Source organism: Alcanivorax nanhaiticus, from assembly GCF_000756665.1.
Taxonomy (GTDB): Bacteria; Pseudomonadota; Gammaproteobacteria; order Pseudomonadales; family Alcanivoracaceae; genus Alcanivorax; species Alcanivorax nanhaiticus.
The window spans coordinates 55,983-74,041 of record NZ_ARXV01000009.1 but is presented as its reverse complement, the minus strand read 5'-3'; the positions used below and the strand labels follow the sequence as shown (position 1 = coordinate 74,041).

General features: G+C 59.2%; 14 protein-coding genes. 2 read left to right on the top strand and 12 right to left on the bottom strand.

Annotated elements, in window-relative coordinates; genetic code table 11:
• Position 1: 1 nt before the first annotated feature.
• The 11 genes from Y5S_RS12100 to Y5S_RS12050 all read right to left on the bottom strand — a co-directional run bounded on the left by Y5S_RS12100 (position 2) and on the right by Y5S_RS12050 (position 13,536).
• Positions 2–337 carry a phosphoribosyl-ATP diphosphatase gene (locus tag Y5S_RS12100; RefSeq protein WP_035233305.1) on the bottom strand — a complete coding sequence of 112 codons (336 nt, stop codon included), beginning with the start codon at positions 335–337 and terminating at the stop codon, positions 2–4.
• A 107-nt stretch (positions 338–444) separates the two neighbouring features.
• A complete protein-coding gene (locus tag Y5S_RS12095; RefSeq protein ID WP_035233304.1) occupies positions 445–2,049 on the bottom strand; it encodes an AarF/UbiB family protein in 1,605 nt (534 codons plus the stop codon).
• Positions 2,049–2,720: a ubiquinone biosynthesis accessory factor UbiJ gene (locus tag Y5S_RS12090; RefSeq protein ID WP_035233303.1), complete on the bottom strand. Its 672-nt coding sequence runs from the start codon at positions 2,718–2,720 to the stop codon at positions 2,049–2,051. The genes Y5S_RS12095 and Y5S_RS12090 overlap by 1 nt, the downstream gene beginning before the upstream one ends.
• A complete protein-coding gene (gene ubiE / locus Y5S_RS12085) occupies positions 2,720–3,472 on the bottom strand; it encodes a bifunctional demethylmenaquinone methyltransferase/2-methoxy-6-polyprenyl-1,4-benzoquinol methylase UbiE (RefSeq protein WP_035233302.1) in 753 nt (250 codons plus the stop codon). Before ubiE ends, Y5S_RS12090 begins: the two co-directional genes overlap by 1 nt.
• On the bottom strand, positions 3,465–4,169 hold the full coding sequence (locus Y5S_RS12080; protein WP_035233301.1) for an FFLEELY motif protein: 705 nt from the start codon (positions 4,167–4,169) through the stop codon (positions 3,465–3,467). The genes ubiE and Y5S_RS12080 overlap by 8 nt, the downstream gene beginning before the upstream one ends.
• A gap of 194 nt (positions 4,170–4,363) precedes the next feature.
• Positions 4,364–5,701: an ATP-dependent protease ATPase subunit HslU gene (hslU, locus tag Y5S_RS12075; RefSeq protein ID WP_035233300.1), complete on the bottom strand. Its 1,338-nt coding sequence runs from the start codon at positions 5,699–5,701 to the stop codon at positions 4,364–4,366.
• Between the two features lie 5 nt (positions 5,702–5,706).
• Positions 5,707–6,231, bottom strand: coding sequence for an ATP-dependent protease subunit HslV (hslV, locus tag Y5S_RS12070; RefSeq protein WP_035233299.1), 525 nt, complete (start codon positions 6,229–6,231; stop codon positions 5,707–5,709).
• A gap of 216 nt (positions 6,232–6,447) precedes the next feature.
• Positions 6,448–8,466: an alkyl/aryl-sulfatase gene (locus tag Y5S_RS12065; RefSeq protein WP_052041572.1), complete on the bottom strand. Its 2,019-nt coding sequence runs from the start codon at positions 8,464–8,466 to the stop codon at positions 6,448–6,450.
• 234 nt (positions 8,467–8,700) lie between these two features.
• Positions 8,701–9,336, bottom strand: a complete 636-nt coding sequence (locus Y5S_RS12060; RefSeq protein ID WP_035233298.1) for an SPOR domain-containing protein — start codon at positions 9,334–9,336, stop codon at positions 8,701–8,703.
• 33 nt (positions 9,337–9,369) lie between these two features.
• Entirely contained in the window at positions 9,370–11,124 is a 1,755-nt protein-coding gene (argS, locus tag Y5S_RS12055) for an arginine--tRNA ligase (protein WP_035233297.1), read from the bottom strand.
• A gap of 237 nt (positions 11,125–11,361) precedes the next feature.
• Positions 11,362–13,536, bottom strand: coding sequence for a primosomal protein N' (locus Y5S_RS12050; protein WP_035233296.1), 2,175 nt, complete (start codon positions 13,534–13,536; stop codon positions 11,362–11,364).
• 153 nt (positions 13,537–13,689) lie between these two features.
• On the opposite strand from Y5S_RS12050, the gene rpmE reads away from it, so the two are divergent.
• Positions 13,690–13,908 carry a 50S ribosomal protein L31 gene (gene rpmE / locus Y5S_RS12045; protein WP_035233295.1) on the top strand — a complete coding sequence of 73 codons (219 nt, stop codon included), beginning with the start codon at positions 13,690–13,692 and terminating at the stop codon, positions 13,906–13,908.
• A 111-nt stretch (positions 13,909–14,019) separates the two neighbouring features.
• Complete coding sequence (locus Y5S_RS12040) at positions 14,020–15,294, top strand: malic enzyme-like NAD(P)-binding protein (protein WP_035233294.1); 1,275 nt, start codon at positions 14,020–14,022, stop codon at positions 15,292–15,294.
• 102 nt (positions 15,295–15,396) lie between these two features.
• On the opposite strand, the gene Y5S_RS12035 is transcribed toward Y5S_RS12040, so the two are convergent.
• Positions 15,397–17,976, bottom strand: coding sequence for a penicillin-binding protein 1A (locus tag Y5S_RS12035; protein WP_035233293.1), 2,580 nt, complete (start codon positions 17,974–17,976; stop codon positions 15,397–15,399).
• Between the last annotated feature and the right edge of the window lie 83 nt (positions 17,977–18,059).

The window sequence follows — 18,059 nt, the reverse complement described above, 5'->3', positions numbered from 1 at the left end:
GTCAGTGCTTGTGGCTGCGCGAGGCTTTTTCATCGTGGCCGGACAGGCCGAAACGGCGCTCCAGTTCGGAAAGAACCTTGTCCGGGTGTGCGCCCAGCTTGGCCAGCATGACCAAGCTGTGAAACCACAAATCAGCGGTTTCACTGATCAGGGCCTGAGTATCTCCGCTGACCTCCGCATCGCGGGCCGCGAGGATGGTTTCCACGGCTTCTTCGCCAACTTTCTCCAGAATCTTGTTGAGGCCCTTGGCGTACAGGCTGGCCACGTAGGAGCTGTCCGGGTCGGCGCCCTTGCGCGATTCCAGTACCTGGTGAAGCTGGCTAAGAATATCTGACATAGTTGACGTTTTTCTGCATGTTTTCAGTAAGGCGGTATGACAACGGCCACGTTGTATCTGCTGGCGCCGACAAAGAAAGGCATCCGCAGACAAGGTGATTTCACAGTCTAGCGCCGCCAGCCCCAGCTCACCAGTACCAGGGCCGCTGCGGACAAGGGCCAACTGTAAGGATTGGCCAGCCATAGAGCGGTGCCTGCGCAGCCGAGACCGGCAAAACCTGCCAGCAGCTTGTGGCGATGGCGAACCAATTGCTCCTCCATTCGGGCCTCCAGCCGATCCTGCTGGTAGGGCAGGTCACGCAGGGTTTCCAGTCCATCACGAATCAGGTCGGGCATGTCCGGGAGCTGAGCTGTCCATTCCGGCAGTCGGTTTTGCAGTTTTTTCAGCGTGGCACTGGGGCCGTATTCGGCCATCATCCAGGCTTCCAGCAATGGCCGGCCGGTGTTCCAGATATCCAGCTTGGGGTAGATGCTGCGGCCCAGTCCCTCAATGTGTACGAGGGTTTTCATGAGCAGGATGTACTGTACCGGCATTTCGATGTGGTAGCGGCGGGCCAGATCAAACAGCTTCATCACCAGCGGGGCGAACTCCAGCTGGTCCAGCTGGGCGGAGCGTACCGGTTCTACCAGATCGATGACTGCACGTTCGAAGCGGGGTCGATCAATGGGGGCTCGGTTCCAGCCGGCACGAATCACCGCATCCACCAGCCCGCTGTAATCCTCGCGCATCACCGCAAGCACCATGCGGCCCAATACGTTCAAATCCTCTTTCGAAAGGCGGCCCGCGATGGCGGCGTCTACGGCCATGTACTGGGGCGATTCCGGGTGCTCTGGATTGACGAAAATATTGCCCGGGTGCATGTCTGCATGAAACAGATTGAAGCGGAACACCTGGGAAAAGAAGATCTCCACGCCGCGTTCCGCCAGTAGTTTTGGATCGATGCCAGCGGCCTTGATGCGCTCGATATCGTTCACCGGGATGCCATGGATGCGGTCCATGATGATCACGGTACTGCTGGAGTATTCCAGGTGAATAGCCGGAATATACAGCAACGGGCTGAACAGGAAGTGTCGGCGCATGGCCTCACTGTTGCGGGCTTCTGCGCTGAGATCCAGTTCGCCGAGAATGATGTCTTTGTAGTCTTCGACCACTTGTACCGGGCGGAAGTAACGGGCATCTCGCCATAGCCGTTCCAGCCAGCGAGCGCCGAAAGCCATTACTTTGAGGTCACGTTCCACCACCGGGCGGATGGTCGGGCGCAGCACCTTGGCGACCACCTGCTGGCCGTTTTTCAGTGTGGCGGGGTGAACCTGGGCTACTGAGGCTGCGGCCAGTGGCGAGGTGTCGAAGTCTGCGAACACCTCATCAAAGGGCTGTTGCAGGCTGGCTTCCACCAGCGCCTTTGCCTGTTCGCCGTCAAACGGTGCCACCTGGTCCTGCAGTTGGGCGAGTGCACGGGTCCATTCCGGGGGCAGCATGTCTTGCCGGGTGGCCAACAGCTGGCCGAATTTGATGAAAATCGGGCCAAGCTGCTCCAGGGCTTTCTGCAGCCGTTCGCCTTCACTCAGTTTGCCTGTGCCCAACCAGCTGGAGGGGATCAAAAAGGACAGCCCCAGCAGCAGATGGCGTAGCGGATGGGCTGGCAGTAAGGCGATCAGGCGGTAGCGACACACCACATGGGTCACCACCAGGATACGGGTAAGAGGCAGCATCAGTTCGGGTTGCTCCCTTGACCTGCGTCACTGGCGCGGGCGGCACGCAAGCGCTGAACGCGGGCGTCCAGACGGTCCACGTCCATGCGAATGTCATCCACGTCCTGGCCGAACTCGTAGACCTCGCGGCGGCTGGGAATCAGGCCGGATTCGTTACCCACGTAGTCGCCCAGTTGATCCACCAGTCTGCTGGCGGCCTGTCTGGCCCAGCCAAAAAACTGGCGGGCGCCGAAGTCGATCTGCTGTGCCAACTCTGAGCCGGTGATGGGTTCCAGCAGGGCACCCCAGTCGATCTGCAGTTCACGAGCAAGATCCTGCAATTCCTGCAGTAATTCGCTGCTGCCGCTAATCTGTACCGGGCCGCCGATCACTCCCGGGCGGGTCTTCCAGTCAAGCAATTGGGCCGCCAGATCCATGGGGGTGCCCTTGACCGCCACATCAGGAGTGGCATCGCTGCGGTGATACAACTCGACACCGTCTTCCACTATCAATGCATACACAGCAATGGGAGGGAGAGTCACTTCAATGGCCACCAGTCGCCCGGAATGCACTGCCACTTTGGCTGCAGTGGCCGGGTCGGTGCGCAGCGCGGTGTTGATGGCTCGCTCCACGGTGGCCAGGGCGGTGGTGGAAAACAGGCCGGGTGAGCGGGATTGGTCTTTTAGGCTCATCAGAACTTGAATCCCCTGTGCAGCGCCACGATACCGCCGAGCATATTGAAGTATTCGGTACGGGCAAAGCCGGCATCGTTCATCATGCCCTGCAGGGTGTCCTGATCCGGATGCATGCGGATGGATTCGGCCAGGTACTGGTAGCTCTCGGCGTCGTTAACGATAAGCTTGCCCAGCCGGGGCCATACAGCGAAGGAATAGGCGTCGTAGGCCTTGGCCAGGGCTTTGTTGGTAGGGGTGGAAAATTCCAGCACCAGCAGACGGCCGCCGGGCTTGAGCACCCGTAGCATGGAGCGCAGGGCGGCATCCTTGTCGGTAATGTTGCGCAGGCCGAAGGCGATGGTAATGCAATGGAAGGTGTTGTCTTCAAACGGTAGACATTCGCCGTTCACCTGACTCACCTGGGTGTTGTGGCTGCAGCCAGCATCAATCAGTCTGTCGCGGCCCACTTCCAGCATGGCGTCATTGATGTCCGCCAGCACCACCTGGCCGGTTTCGCCCACCAGGCGGGAAAACTTGATGGCCAGATCACCGGTGCCGCCGGCCAGATCGAGCACTTTCTGGCCTGGACGAATACCGGCCAGCTCGATGGTCATGCGCTTGAGAATGCGATGGCTGCCCATGGAAATCAGGTCGTTCATCACATCGTACTTGCCCGCCACAGAGCGGAATACGCCGGCCACTTTCTGCTGTTTTTCCTGCCATGGCACCTGCTGGTAGCCGAAGTGTGTGACCTTATCGTTATCAGACATGGTGATTCTCAAACGGTGACGGATGGAGATCGTAAACCCGATCCATGATGACGGATTCAGTGGCTGCCAGCTGCTCCAGCAGCAGCCCTACACTGGGTACCGGCTTCATGACCCGGAAACTGCGATCCATGAAATCATACAGGTTCGAAAAGCCCGCCGCATGGGCTGGCTTGCGCACCATACGAAAGGTGGTCAGCAGCATACGCGAACGGATATAGCGGTCCAGCCGGTGCCCGAGCTCTGCCACTAATTGTAGCTGACGTTGGCGGTCAGCGCGGTGGTGATCCTGACGAAAGCCCTTGAGATAGATCATTTCCGTGATCGGCTGGTCCAGCTCTTTGCCAAGCAACTCGGCCACTGCCTCATCCAGCTCCTGGGTCAGGATGGCGGCTTCCAGGGCGGCTGCAGAGGTGACCATCACCTTGTCCGGGAGCAGCTTCATGGCCTTGGGCAGGGCGCGACGAATTTCCCTTGCTACGGGCAGCAGTTCACGCCCGCCGTAGACTTCCTCAAGCAGGAAGCGGATGCCTTCAGCTGTGACCGGGTCATTTAGCAGGTGGGAATGGGTGTGCTTCAGACGTTCGCCTTGCCACTCCTGCAGACGGCGCAGGCGAGCCAGGAACACGGTATCGTCACCGTGCTGGCGCAGGGAAAAAAAACGATCAAGATAGTGTTGAAGCTGTTCGCCGGCAGTCATGGATTTTCCTCCGGCGGGGATGATAGCAGGAAAAGCAGGGGCAAGTTTCAAGTTGCAAGTTGCAACGCGGAAGAGGTCTGTCGGTTACCAAATATTCTTCGCCGCGGCCCAGAAATTGGGGCGCGGGCAGGGGCCTGGGGCTGAGGTCGCCCTGTCGCGCGCTTTGCATCTTGTAACTTGTTACTTGCAACTCATCAGAGAATATACCGGCTCAGATCTTCGTCATCGGCCAACTCGCCGAGATAGCGATCCACGGCTTCCGCATCCAGTACCAGTGGTTTGTCGTGGTATTGGGTGGCCAGAGAGTCTGCATCATAGCTGATCTCTTCGAGCAGCTTCTCCAGCACGGTGTGCAGGCGGCGGGCGCCGATGTTTTCGGTCCGCTCATTGACCTGCCAGGCCACTTCCGCGATACGACGTATACAGTCGTCGGTTATTTCCAGATTAAGGCCTTCGGTTTCCAGCAGTGCCTTGTATTGCTCGGTGAGGGAGCAGCGCGGCTCGGTGAGGATGCGCTGGAAATCTTCCGGGCTCAGGGCGCTCAGCTCCACCCGGATAGGCAGGCGGCCCTGCAGTTCCGGTATCAGGTCGCTGGGCTTGGCCAGGTGGAAGGCACCGGAGGCAATGAACAGGATGTGATCGGTTTTCACCATGCCGTATTTGGTGGTCACCGTGCAGCCTTCGATGAGTGGTAGCAGGTCGCGTTGCACCCCTTCCCGGGATACGTCGGTGCCACCGGTCTCGCCGCGTTTGGCGACTTTGTCGATCTCGTCCAGGAACACGATGCCGTTGTTTTCCACCGCATCCACTGCCTGCACCTTCAGCTCGTCTTCATTGACGAAGCGTGCCGCCTCTTCGTCACGGATCAGGCGATAGGCTTCCCGCACTTTCAGCTTCTGGGATTTACGGCGGCCACCGCCGCTGCCCATGCGCGAAAACATCTGTTGCAGCTGGCTGGTCATCTCCTCCATGCCGGGTGGTGCCATGATCTCTACACCTGCCGGGTTGGCGGCTACGTCGATATCGATTTCCTTGTCGTCCAGTTCCCCTTCACGCAGTTTCTTGCGGAAAATCTGCCGGGTCGCGTTGTCGGTTTTATTTTCTTCATCGCCGCGGGCGGTGGGCAGCAGGGCGTCGAGAATGCGTTCTTCGGCGGCGTCATCGGCCTGACTGCCGACGCGGGCAATGGCCTTTTCGCGCAGCATCTTGATGGCCATTTCCACCAGGTCGCGGATGATGGATTCCACATCACGGCCCACATAGCCCACTTCGGTGAACTTGGTGGCTTCCACTTTCAGGAACGGCGCGTCGGCCAGCTTGGCCAGGCGACGGGCGATCTCGGTTTTGCCCACACCGGTGGGGCCGATCATGAGAATGTTCTTGGGCGCGACTTCGGCACGCATTTCGGCGGGCAGTTGCATGCGGCGCCAGCGGTTTCGCAGGGCCAGGGCAACCGATTTCTTCGCCGGCTCCTGGCCGACAATGTGCTTGTTCAGTTCCTGAACAATTTCGCGCGGGGTCAGGTTAGGCATTGGGATTACCAGCTCAATTCTTCAATGGTTTGCTGTTGATTGGTGAACACGCAGATATCGCCGGCAATAGTCAGGCTTTTTTCGACGATATCACCAGCGCTCAACTCGGTGTTGTGAAGCAGGGCCGTGGCGGCTGCCTGGGCGAAGGGGCCACCGGAGCCGATGGCTATCAGGTCATCTTCCGGTTCGATTACGTCGCCGTTACCGGTGATGATCAGTGATGCTTCCTTGTCAGCCACAGCCAATAGTGCTTCCAGCCGACGCAGGGCGCGGTCAGTGCGCCAGTCCTTTGCCAGTTCCACGGCGGCACGGACCAGGTGGCCCTGGTGTTTTTCCAGTTGGGCTTCGAATCGTTCAAACAGGGTAAAGGCGTCAGCGGTGCCGCCAGCAAACCCGGCAATGACCTTGCCGTGATAAAGGCGGCGAACCTTGCGGGCGTTGCCTTTCATGACGGTGTTACCCAGTGACACCTGGCCGTCACCGCCAATAACAACATTGTTGCCGCGGCGCACGGATACGATCGTGGTCACATTCAGCTCCTTTCGTAGTGATTCTGGAGATGTGGGGCTGGTGGTTGGGGATTCAAGCGCTGGAAGGCAGTTAATAGTGAATAGTTAACAGTTAACAGCGGCGCGGGTTGGCGCAGGAGGGCTGGAAGAGGTTGGTGGCCGCGTACGGATGGTGAGTGGGGCGGGTTGTTTTGAGAGGGATGCACCCCGCCGGTTTGGCCGGCGGGGTGCTGGTGCTTACGGGGTGACGATGTTGAACCAGAACTCGAAGGAGTCCAGTGAGCTGCTGAAGGATTTCAGCAATTCGCCGTCGCCTTCGATGCTGACATCGCCGTTTTCGATGGCGTCACTGAAGGTGGTTTTGCCAAGATTGACCTGGTTGAGGGTGCCCCGGGTGGTGGTGATGCTCACGTCGGCATCGTCGGCGGTCTTGCCGAGGGTGTAGTTGAGTACACCGTTGCCCAGGTAGATGGTCACCTTGTCGCCGGTATCGGTCAGGCTCAGGTTCATGGTGCCGGTCAGCTCGGCGGCTTTCTCGCCGTTGTACCGCACTGCCAGATAGTCCAGCAGGGTGGCCAGGCTCAGGTTGTTAATGATGTCCGGGCTGGCGGTATCCGGAGTGGCAACCTTTTTGACGCCGTCGCGAAGTTCTTTGGCGCCACTGAGGTAGAAGTTACGCCAGGGGCCGGACTCGGCCTGGTAGCCCATCTGGGTATAGGCATTGGCGAGCAGGTTTTTGGCTTGCTGATTGTCCGGATCGGCAAAGACCACGTGATTGAGCGCCATGGCCACCCAGCGGTATTCGCCGTTGTCGAAATCTTTCTGTGCCTTGCTGATGATGTTGTCAGCGCCGCCCATGTATTCCACATATTTGGCTGCAGAATCCTGCGGTGGCAGGGCGTGAAGGTTGGCGGGGTTGCCGTCAAACCAGCCGAAGTACAGCTGGTATTGCGCACGCACGTCATGGCTGACGGAGCCGTAGTAGCCGCGGTTGGCCCAGACCTGCTGGAGCGAGTCGGGCAGCTGCATCATTTCGGCAATTTCTATCCCGTTGTAACCGTGGTTAGCGAGACGCAGGGTTTGGTCGTGGATGTAGCGGTAGACATCGCGTTGGGCGGTCCACAGGGTGAGAATCTCTTCATTGCCCCAGGTCGGCCAGTGGTGGCTGCCGAAGGATACCTGCACGTCATCACCGAAACGTTCAATGGTTTCATGGATGTACTTGGACCAGAGCAGCCCGCTACGTACCTTGGCGCCGCGTAGGGTATAAAGATTGTGAAGGGTGTGGTTGATCTCTTCCGCCTGACACAGGGCCTTGAGTGACGGGATATAGAACATCAGTTCGGCCGGTGCTTCGGCACCGGGGGTGTGCAGGAACACCATCTCGATGCCATCCACGGTTTCCTTTTGCGGGGAATGGTCAATGGTGAGGTTGGGTTCGGTAATGCTGACGGTGCCGGCAGAAGTGGTGGTTCCCAAGCCGCTGCCCAGGGTGCCTGTGGGCGACTTGTCCAGCACGTTGCCATACATGTAGCTGGCACGGCGGGACATTTGGTTGCCGGCCATCAGGTTCTCATTCACGGATTCCTCAAAAAAATGCTCTGGAGCGACGATCTGCACGTTTCCGGATGCGATCTCTTCCTCGGTCAGTACGCCCTTCACACCACCAAAGTGATCCACGTGGCTGTGGGTGAAAATGACTGCGGATACCGGCAGGTCTTCCACTTTTTCCCGCAGCAGCGCAAGGCCGGCCGCGGCGGTTTCATTGGCGGTTAGCGGGTCTACGATAATCCAGCCGGTTTTGCCGCGAATAAAGGACATGTTGGCCAGATCGAAGGCGCGAATCTGGTAAAGGCCATCGGTGACCTGAAACAGCCCGTGTTTGGCGTTGAGCTGGCTTTGCCTCCACAGGCTGGGGTTGGCGGTGTCAGGGGCGTCGCCCTCAATGAAATCGTATTGGCTCAGATCGAACGCCGTGCTGCCTTTGGCGTTCTTGATGATGTGGTCATCCAGTGAGGCAATGAAACCCTTGTCTACATTGGCAAAGTCGCTGGTGTCATCAAAGGGGAGGTAATCGTGCAGGGCATTGTTGGCCTTGATGGTGGCAGGCTCTGCGCCAGTGATGGTTTCTATTTTGGCTGGTGTGGCAGTGGTTTGGTCGGCAGGGTTGTTGGCGCTATCGCTGCTGTCATTGCAGCCTGAAGCAAGCGTAAGTGAGGCCAGCAACAGTGGCCCTGAATACCATAACGATTTCATCTATCTTCTCCATGATTGATCTGACTCGTTCAGGATGCAGGCGGACAATAACGCCCGCATGACAAGACTGCTTGGGCTGATATTGCAGGAATTACAGTATCGAGCCAAGTTCATTGCGAGCAGGTAACAGTGAACAGCGGCGCGGGAGAGTTGGGCGGGGGCTGGGGTGTGGGGCCGCGGTTGTGGGGTGGAGGGCAGAAATGGGCGAGAGCCCATCTCCGCCACGTGCAGCGTTTATTTCTTCATCTTGATCGGCAGGGTCTCGATGCCGTTGCTGGCCAGTTGATCCTGGGCGCGGTGCATGGCGTTGAGATTGTTGTAGGGGCCGATCATGACCCGATGCCAGCTGTCGCCATTTTCCAGATTCACTGACTGGATGGACGCTTCGAAGCCCTTGAGGATCAGCTCGGCGCGACGGCGGTCCGCGTCTTCGTTGCGGCGGAAGCTGCCGGCCTGTAGCAGGTACTTTTCATCGCTGCCGCGGGTGCTGGTTTCCGTACTGGTCTGGCGGGTGTCTTCTTTGGGCTTGGTGGTGCTGGTTTGCCGGGTGCCGCTGTCAGTTTCCGTCTGTGGCACGATCACTTCCATTTTCGGCAGTACCGCATAGAAGTCGAACTGGGGAGAATCGTCCCCGGATTTGGGTTCATCCTGCTTTGGTGCCGGTTTTTCTGCCTGGGGTTTCGGCTTGCTGGTGCTGGCGGTGGGTTTGCCGCCCTGTTGCAGCTGGGTGTTGCCCAGATGGAACAGAAATGCCACAAACAGGCCCACCATCAGCCCGGTAAACAGCCATACCCAGCCGGGCACCTGCCGTTGGGGTTTCTTCTTCTTTGCGGGGCTGCGGCTTGCGCCCCGTCGGGTATTCTTCGCCATGGTCCTTCCTGGGATTGCGTCGGAGGTCGTCGGTTACATCCGTTCGAGTGGCCTCAGGCCGAGCAGTTCCATGCCCTGTTTCAGGGTGCGGGCAGTGAGTGCGGCCAGTTTCAGTCGGCTCTGCTTGAGGTCCTCGTCATCGCTGTTGAGGATCGGGCAGTGCTCGTAAAAGCTGGAGAACAGGCCCGCCAGCTCATACAGGTACAGGCACAGCAGGTTGGGCAGGCCTTTGTCAGCCACACTTTGCAGCACTTCTCCGAATTGCACCAGTCGGGCCGCGAGTGCTTGTTCTGCCTCTTCCTGAAGCTGGAACTCGCCGCTCACCTGATTCATGTCCAGGCCGGCCTTGCGGAAGATGCTGGCGACGCGAGTGTAGGCATACAGCAGATAGGGGGCGGTGTTACCTTCGAAGCTGAGCATCTGGTCGAAGTTGAAGATGTAGTCGCTGCTGCGGTTCTTGGACAGGTCCGCATATTTCACTGCGCCAATGCCGACGGCGCGGGCGATGGTGCGCAGTTCGTCTTCATCCAGTTCCGGATTCTTGTCTTTTACCAGCGCATAGGCGCGCTCTTCCGCCTCATTGAGCAGGTCGATGAGTTTGACGGTGCCGCCATCACGGGTTTTGAACGGACGGCCATCCGGGCCGTTCATGGTGCCGAAGCCCATATGCGCCAGATCGGTGTCTTCCGGTACGAAGCCTGCCAGTTTGGAAAGGCTGAACATCTGCTGAAAATGCAGGGCCTGGCGTTGGTCGACAAAGTAGAGCATGCGGTCGGCGCCCAGGGTGCCGGCTCGGTAACGCAGGGCAGCCAGATCGGTGGTGGCATACAGGTAGCCTCCATCGGCTTTCTGCACAATCACTGGCAGCGGGTCGCCTTCCTTGTTCTTGTACTCGTCCATAAAGACGCACTGGGCGCCCTGGTCTTCGCTGAGCAGCCCCTTGGCATCCAGGTCGGCGACGACCTGCGAGAGGTCGTCGTTGTAGGCGCTTTCACCGCGCACGTCTTCAGCAGTCAGGCTGACGCCGAGTCGGTCATAGACTGCCTGGCAGTGGCTCAGTGATACAGTGTTGAATTCCCGCCAGAGTTTCAGGCACTCCTCATCGCCGGCCTGCAGTTTTACCACCAGGCTGCGGGCGCGGGTGGCGAACTCTTCGGATTCGTCGAAGCGTTGCTTGGCTGCCCGGTAGAAGCCCTCCAGATCGCTAAGCTCGCGGCTCAGTTCAGCGGCGCTTTCTTCGCCCTTCTGCTCGCCGAGATAGGCAAGCAACATGCCGAACTGGGTGCCCCAGTCGCCCACGTGGTTCTGGCGAACCACCTTGTGGCCCAGAAATTCCAGGGCGCGCACCACGGCGTCGCCGATGATGGAGGAGCGCAGGTGACCCACGTGCATTTCCTTGGCCAGATTGGGGGAGGAGTAATCCACCACCACGGTCTGTACCTGTTCAGGGCGTGCCACGGACAGGTGCTCGTCCGCCAGTGCCTTGTCCAGCAGGCTGTTCAGCCAGTCGCTGGCCTGAAAGAAGTTGATGAAACCGGGGCCAGCGATCTCGGTCTTGGCGACGGCATTGTCTTCCGGCAGGGCCGCAATCACCTTTTCGGCCAAATCGCGGGGTTTCATGCCGGCCGGTTTGGCCAGCATCAGGGCGATATTGGTGGCGAAGTCGCCGTGGCTCTTGTCCTTGGTACGGTCAATTTGCACCGGACGCTTGGCGTCGGGGGGCAAGGTGCCGTCGGCAATCAGTGTGTCGAGGGCTGCTTCAATCAGGGAAATCAGGCGTTCTTTCATGGGGTCCGTCGGGGCCGTTTAACTGGCCGGCGATTGTACGGGAAAAGGTCGCTGGGCGCATGGGTAAGGCTGTTTTTTACCACAGAGGGCAGAGAGATCACTGAGATAAAATCGTCATCAGTTAGAAGAGGCAAGCTTCTGGTCAAGGGCTCGGAGCTTGCCGGTCGGGCAGACAGCCTTCGGACGCTATTGTTTTTCCTCCGTGATCTCTGTGCCCTCTGTGGTAAAAACCATCTTTTAAAGCATATCGATCGGGTCCACATCCACATGCCAGCGGCATTGGCGTCCCTGGGGCAGGCTGCGGGCGGTAGCGAGCAGCTGTTCCAGGGTTTGATGTAACGGGGCCCGTTGCGGGCTTTGCAGCAGCAGCTGGGCACGATAGCGGCCTGCGCGTTTTTCCATGGGGGCAGGCACAGGGCCGAGCACGTTCACGCCGGGAGCGATTTGCTGTATGGCCAGTTCTTGCAGGAAGTTCATGGCATTGCCCAGGGTCATGGCCTCGCAGCGAAACAGGGCCAAGTGCCCGAAGGGCGGAAGCGCGGCCATGCGACGTTCCTCCAGCAGTGCGCTGGCTAGGGCGGGGTAGTCGCCACTGGCGGCCAGTTGCAAGAGCTGGTGATCCGGGTGTCTGGACTGCAGCAATACCCGGCCCTTGCCCTCCCGGCCGCTGCGCCCGGCTACCTGTAATAGTAGCTGTGCAGCCTGTTCCGGGCCACGAAAGTCGGCGCTGAGAAAGCCTGCGTCCATGTCGAGGATGACGACCAGAGCCAGTTTGGGGAAGTGGTGGCCCTTGGCAAGCATCTGGGTGCCGACCAGTACTGCGGGTTCGCCCTTGCGAATGGTCGCCAGTTTGCTGTCCAGCTCGCCTTTGCGGCGGGTGGCATCGCGGTCTACCCGGATCACCGAGACCGGTAGCGATTGTTCCAGCAGTTCGGTGAGCTTCTCTGTGCCGCTACCGGCTTCGTGAATGGCGCTGGAGCCGCACTCCGGGCAACGAGCGGGCACTCGCTGCTGGCTGTCGCAGTGATGGCAGCGCAAGCTGTTCTCGCTGCGGTGCCAGGTGAGAAAACTGTCGCAGCGCTTGCATTCTGCCTGCCAGCCACAGTCCCCGCAGAGGATCATTGGGGCGTAGCCTCGCCGGTTGATGAATACCAGTGCCTGATTGCCGTCGCTGACGCACTGTTTGATGGCTTGCAGCGAAGTGGGTAGCAACGGTTGGTTGGGCGGCGCCAGGGTGGCGTCGAGGATTTCGATGTGCGGGCGTTGTTGCTCGGTGGCGCGGCGAGACAGTTTCAGCCAGCTAAAACGTCCGTCGCGGGCTAATTGCAGGGTTTCCAATGACGGGGTGGCGCTGCCCAGTACCACCGGGATATCCAGGCTCTGAGCGCGCCAGGTGGCCAGGTCCCGGGCGTGATAGCGGAAACCGTCCTGTTGCTTCAGGGAGCTGTCGTGGGCTTCGTCGACAATGATCAGCCCCGGATTGGCCAGCGGGGTAAAGATGGCGGAGCGGGTGCCGATAATGATGCGGGCCTTGCCGTCCCGGGCGGCCAGCCAGTTGTCCAGTCGTTCACGATCGGTGAGGCCGGAGTGCAGGGTTACTACAGGAGCGGAGAATCGCTGGCGGAAACGTTGCACCGTTTGTGGAGTCAGGCCAATTTCAGGCACCAATACCAGTACCTGTTTGCCTGCAGCCAGTACCGGTGTCATGGCCTGCAGGTACACTTCCGTCTTGCCGCTGCCGGTGACGCCATCAAGCAGAAAAGGGGTAAAGCCGTTGCTGTCCTGGATGGCGTGGATTGCTGCGCGCTGTTCCCCGTTGGCGGGTAATGGGGGCTCTGCGAGCACCTCCTTGGGGGTGGTTATAGGGGGCTCGAGCAGGATTTGCTCGGCCCATCCCTTGTCGCGCAGGCTGCTCAGGGCCTGTGGGCTGACTTCCAGAGCGCCGAGCATGGCGCTGCTCAGCCCTTTGGGGTGCTCGCGGAGGATCTGCAGTGCTTCACGTTGGCGAGGTGCGCGACTGACTTGCTCGTCTTGAACGTGCTGGCCCCGTTCTGTCAGTTGCCAGCGCTTCTCCTGACTGGCTTCGGGATCGTTGCCCTGGCGAAGCAGTGCAGGCAGCGCGTCATTGAGCACCTCGCCCAGTGGATAGTGGTAGTAACGGGCGGCTCTTTCACATAATGCATACAGTTCTGCGGGTATGACCGGACTAGTGTCCAGTACCGTCTTGATGGGTTTAAGTTTCGGGTAGTCGCTGTGGCCATGACCATGGACAATGCCGATCAAGGTGCGCTGGCCGAAGGAAACCTGCACCCGACAGCCTTGCTGGAGCGGCTCATTGCCTTGATAGAGGTAGTCGAAGCACCCTGGAAGCGGCACGGGCAGGGCGATTTGCAGAGTGGGTCGGGCTGGCACGGGGGTTCCTGGTGTTGGGTGGTTCTGAGACCACAGTGCTACGGCGCTTGCGGATTGGAGCCAAGCTGCTATGATTCGCCTTCTTTTTTTCAGACGCAAGCCGTGTGGTGCCTGTCGGAGAGGCAGGAAGCGACACATACCCGGAGCAAGACCATGAAAGCAGAAATCCATCCCGACTACCAGGCAGCTACCTATACCTGTAGCTGTGGCAACGTGATCGAGACCCGTTCTACCCGTGCTGGCGACATGTCTCTGGACGTGTGCTCTGCATGCCACCCGTTCTACACTGGCAAGCAGAAGCAGGCTGACACCGGTGGTCAGATCGACAAGTTCAAGCAGCGTTTCGGTGTGATGCGCAGCAAGAAAGGCTGATAGCTTCTCTTCGCGTTAGCATGACCTGCAAAAAGCACCCTTTGGGTGCTTTTTGCATTCTGACCTTGCGTACACAGTGTATATCCCTCTTAGGGACCAGCGGAGACCACCATGTCCGAGGATTTGAAAACAGCGGCTCTGGAATATCACGCCAAGCCGCGTCCCGGGAAAATCAGTGTTGAGGTGACCAAGCCGGCGGCGACCAGCCGTGACTTGAGTCTGGCCTACAGCCCGGGTGTGGCAGAGCCGGTGCGCGAGATTGCGCGGGAGCCGGAGCTGGCATACCGGTTTACCTCCAAGGGCAATCTGGTGGCGGTCATCAGTGATGGCACGGCGATTCTCGGGTTGGGTAATCTGGGGGCCCTGGCGTCCAAGCCGGTGATGGAAGGCAAAGGCATTCTGTTCAAGTTGTTTGCCGGTATCGATGTGTTTGATATCGAGGTGGACGCAGAGGATTCCCAGGCATTCATCGATACGGTGGTACGAATTCACCGTACCTTTGGTGGTATCAACCTGGAAGATATCCGTGCACCGGAATGCTTTGAGATCGAGCGGATCCTCAAGGAGCTGTGCGATGTGCCAGTTTTCCATGATGACCAGCACGGTACTGCCATTGTCGTGGGCGCGGGCCTGATCAATGCACTCGAGATCCAGAAAAAGCGCATCGAAGACATCAAGGTGGTGTGTGTCGGTGCCGGTGCCGCCGGTGTGGCGTCCGTACGTCTTTTGATCGAGATGGGTGCCCGTAAGGAAAACATCCTGGTGTTGGATCGCAAGGGGGTCATTCACAGTCGTCGCGATGACCTGAACCAGTACAAGGCTGCGCTGGCTAACGACACACCCAAGCGTACCCTCGATGATGCTATCGACGGTGCCGATGTGTTTATCGGGGTTTCCGGGCCAGACACGCTGACGCCGGAAATGGTCAAGAAGATGGCAGACAAGCCCATTATCTTTGCCTTGGCTAACCCGGATCCGGAAATTCGTCCGGAGGTTGCCAAGGCTGCTCGTGCAGACGCGATTGTGGCGACAGGCCGTTCCGACTTCCCTAACCAGGTGAACAATGTGCTGTGCTTCCCGTACATGTTCCGTGGGGCGCTGGATGTGCGTTCAACCTCCATTACCGAGGAAATGAAGATCGCTGCGGTGCATGCGATTGCTGAGCTGGTGCGTACCGCGCCGCCGCAAGAGGTGCTGGACGCCTACGGTGGCGAGCCGTTGACCTTCGGTCCGGATTACATCATTCCCAAGCCCAACGACCCGCGCCTGCTCGGCAAGGTGTCGGCGGCGGTGGCGAAGGCTGCTGTGGACTGTGGTGTGGCCCGCAAGGGGTACCCATCGCACTATCCGCTCAACTCACTGGATGAGATTTTCCCTGAGTTGTGATGGTGCCGGAAGCTTGAGTTCAGGCGCCTGACGAAAAAAACCGCCCTGTGGGGCGGTTTTTTTATGCCTTTACGTTCGGCATCGGGCGTCAGGGAGCCAGCGTTAGAATATCTGCTCCGGGGCGCTGTTGCCGCCGGCCAGACCCAGCGGGGGCTCCAGGTCGGGGAGCTGATTTTCGATAAAGTACTCAGTGATACTGTCCGGGTTCTGTGGACGAGCCAGCAGCCCGCTTTCCGGGTTGATGCGGACGGTGGTGATGCCACTGGGTTGCTCCATCTGTCGATCCGGTACGCCCTTCAGGGCCGGCCCCATGTAACTCATCCAGATAGGGAGTGCGGCCTTGCCGCCATATTCGCCCCAGCCCAGCGTGGAGGGGTTGTCAAACCCGACCCAGACGGTTGCTACCAGTTCAGGGGAGTAGCCAGAGAACCAGGCGTCTACCTGATCATTGGTGGTGCCGGTCTTGCCGGCCAGATCGCGGCGTCCCAGTGAGTTGGCAAGGTGCCCTGTGCCGCGGCGTACCACGTCCTGGAGCATGGAGTTCATCAGCCATGCAATGCGGGCGTCCAGAACCCGGGGTGCCATCACGGGGCCGGGCTGAATCACGATGTGATCGTTGTCTGTATCCGCGGTGTCAAAGTCGTCTTCGCTACCCAGGGCCTCATCAAGGGAGGGCGGTTCGGGGATGGGGCTGGCCTCCGCCTGCTGGCAATCCTGTTTCTCGCATAGCACGGTTTCAGGGGCTTTCCAGAGTACGTCGCCATTTTCCTTCTCAATGCTAAGGATGCCCCAGGGTGATACCCGGTAACCCCCGTTGGCAAAAATGCTATAGGCGGTGGCGATCTCCATGGGAGTGACGCTGGCGCTGCCCAGTGCCAGGGACAGATCTCGCTGGAAAGTGTCAGTGGGCAGGCCGAAGCGGTCCAGAGTGCCCATGGCCTGGCTGATGCCAATCTGGCGCAGGATGCGAATAGACACCAGATTCAGAGAGCGATATAGCGCTTCGCGCATGCGGGTGGGGCCGTAAAACTTGCCGCTGGCCCCGGTGGGCCGCCAGGCGGTTTCCAGCTTCTCATCGTCAAACACCACCGGTGCATCGTTAATGATGGAGGCTGGGGTGAAGCCGTTTTCCAGAGCAGAAGTATAGACAAAGGGTTTAAAGACGGATCCGGCTTGTCGCTTGCTTTGAACGGCTCGATTGAAGTTGGAGACGGAGAAGCTGTAGCCCCCCTGCATGGCCTCAATGGCGCCGTTATCCGGATTGAGAGAGACCAGTGCAGATTGCGCTCGGGGAAGCTGAGCCAGTCGCCAGCGACGCGTCTCGCCGCTGCCTGCTGGGCGTACATAGATGACATGGCCTGGTGTCAGGACCTGGCTGGTCTTGGAGGGCTCTTCGCCCACATATTTGTCATTGATGTGTTTGCGTGCCCAGCGGATATCGTCCCATGCCAGTTGTGCACGTTTTCCGTCGCGGAATAGAACATCTGCGCTTTTATCGGTAATGGCGGTGACAATTGCCGGGTTCAGTGGGCCGATCCGGGTTTGATCCTGGATCAGGGAGGCCCAGGCGGCAATGTCCGGATCCTGGCCGGTAATGGTTTTCTCGACGACTTCTTCATCCTGGGGGGCAGGTGCGTCCGTCTCAGGTGCGGCTTCCGTCTCGGCGCTGCTGATTTCTGGGAGGGACGGGAGTTCGCTGATGTCGCGCTCTGCCAAGGGGCCTCGATAGCCATGCCGTTCATCGTAGCTGTGCAGGCCCTCCCGTAACGCATTCACTGCGGCGGTCTGTCGGTCGCTGTCCAGAGTGGTAATGATTCTGATACCCGCGGTATAGAGATCTTCGCTGACCAGTTCCATGGCCTGCAGGCGCACCATTTCTGCAAAGTAGGCGCCGTCCACCTCGGGGCGTGCGGCATGAAAGCGCGCGGTGACAGGGTCTTTCTGGGCGGCAAGGCGTTCCTCGTGTGAGAGTGCGCCGGTTTCTTCCATGCGGAAAAGAATCCAGTTTCGACGAACCAGTGCCCGCTCCGGGTTGGTGATTGGGTTGTAGGCTGAAGGGGCCTTGGGGAGGCCGGCAATCATGGCCAGTTGTGCCACGCTGAGGTCGCTGATGGATTTGCCGTAGTACACTTGCGCAGCGGCTTCAGCGCCATAGGAGCGGTGTCCAAGGTAGATCTTGTTCAGGTATAGCTCCAGGATCTCCTGTTTGCTGAGTACTCTTTCGATCTGGATGGCGAGCACAATTTCGTTGAATTTGCGTAGAAAACGCTGTTCCCGGTCTAGGAAGAAGTTACGAGCCACCTGCATGGTGATGGTGGAGCCGCCGGAACGGATTTCTCGATAACGTGCCAGTTCAACGGCCGCCCGCAGCAAGCCTTTCAGGTCCACACCGTTGTGGCTAAAGAAGCGTTCGTCTTCGGCGGCAAGTACTGCCTGTACCAGCTGTTCAGGGAGTTGCTCATAGGAAACTGGCTGGCGGCGTTTTTCGCCATATTCTGAAATAAGCTTCATATCCCGACTGTAAATGCGTAACGGGATCTGGTATTCGACCTCGCGAATCTGGCTGGCAGGGGGTAATTGGGGTGCCAGATAAAGGTAGGTGGCCGCAAGTACAAGCAGCCCGCCTCCTGCGCCAGCGGTGGTGAGGAGAAGGAGGATTCGAGTCCAGGTGGGTAAACGCATGTTTTCGGCAACTACTGGCTGGGATCGGTAGAAAGGCCTAGCCGGCCCGTGAAGTGGATCATTATATGGTGGAAAGGTTGTTG

What these genes read in the sequence shown, in the direction of transcription:
- Y5S_RS12100 (WP_035233305.1), bottom strand. Translation starts at nt 337, where the DNA reads ATGTCAGATATTCTTAGCCAGCTTCACCAGGTACTGGAATCGCGCAAG.
- Y5S_RS12095 (WP_035233304.1), bottom strand. Translation starts at nt 2,049, where the DNA reads ATGCTGCCTCTTACCCGTATCCTGGTGGTGACCCATGTGGTGTGTCGC.
- Y5S_RS12090 (WP_035233303.1), bottom strand. Translation starts at nt 2,720, where the DNA reads ATGAGCCTAAAAGACCAATCCCGCTCACCCGGCCTGTTTTCCACCACC.
- ubiE (WP_035233302.1), bottom strand. Translation starts at nt 3,472, where the DNA reads ATGTCTGATAACGATAAGGTCACACACTTCGGCTACCAGCAGGTGCCA.
- Y5S_RS12080 (WP_035233301.1), bottom strand. Translation starts at nt 4,169, where the DNA reads ATGACTGCCGGCGAACAGCTTCAACACTATCTTGATCGTTTTTTTTCC.
- hslU (WP_035233300.1), bottom strand. Translation starts at nt 5,701, where the DNA reads ATGCCTAACCTGACCCCGCGCGAAATTGTTCAGGAACTGAACAAGCAC.
- Y5S_RS12065 (WP_052041572.1), bottom strand. Translation starts at nt 8,466, where the DNA reads ATGAAATCGTTATGGTATTCAGGGCCACTGTTGCTGGCCTCACTTACG.
- Y5S_RS12060 (WP_035233298.1), bottom strand. Translation starts at nt 9,336, where the DNA reads ATGGCGAAGAATACCCGACGGGGCGCAAGCCGCAGCCCCGCAAAGAAG.
- argS (WP_035233297.1), bottom strand. Translation starts at nt 11,124, where the DNA reads ATGAAAGAACGCCTGATTTCCCTGATTGAAGCAGCCCTCGACACACTG.
- rpmE (WP_035233295.1), top strand. Translation starts at nt 13,690, where the DNA reads ATGAAAGCAGAAATCCATCCCGACTACCAGGCAGCTACCTATACCTGT.
- Y5S_RS12040 (WP_035233294.1), top strand. Translation starts at nt 14,020, where the DNA reads ATGTCCGAGGATTTGAAAACAGCGGCTCTGGAATATCACGCCAAGCCG.
- Y5S_RS12035 (WP_035233293.1), bottom strand. Translation starts at nt 17,976, where the DNA reads ATGCGTTTACCCACCTGGACTCGAATCCTCCTTCTCCTCACCACCGCT.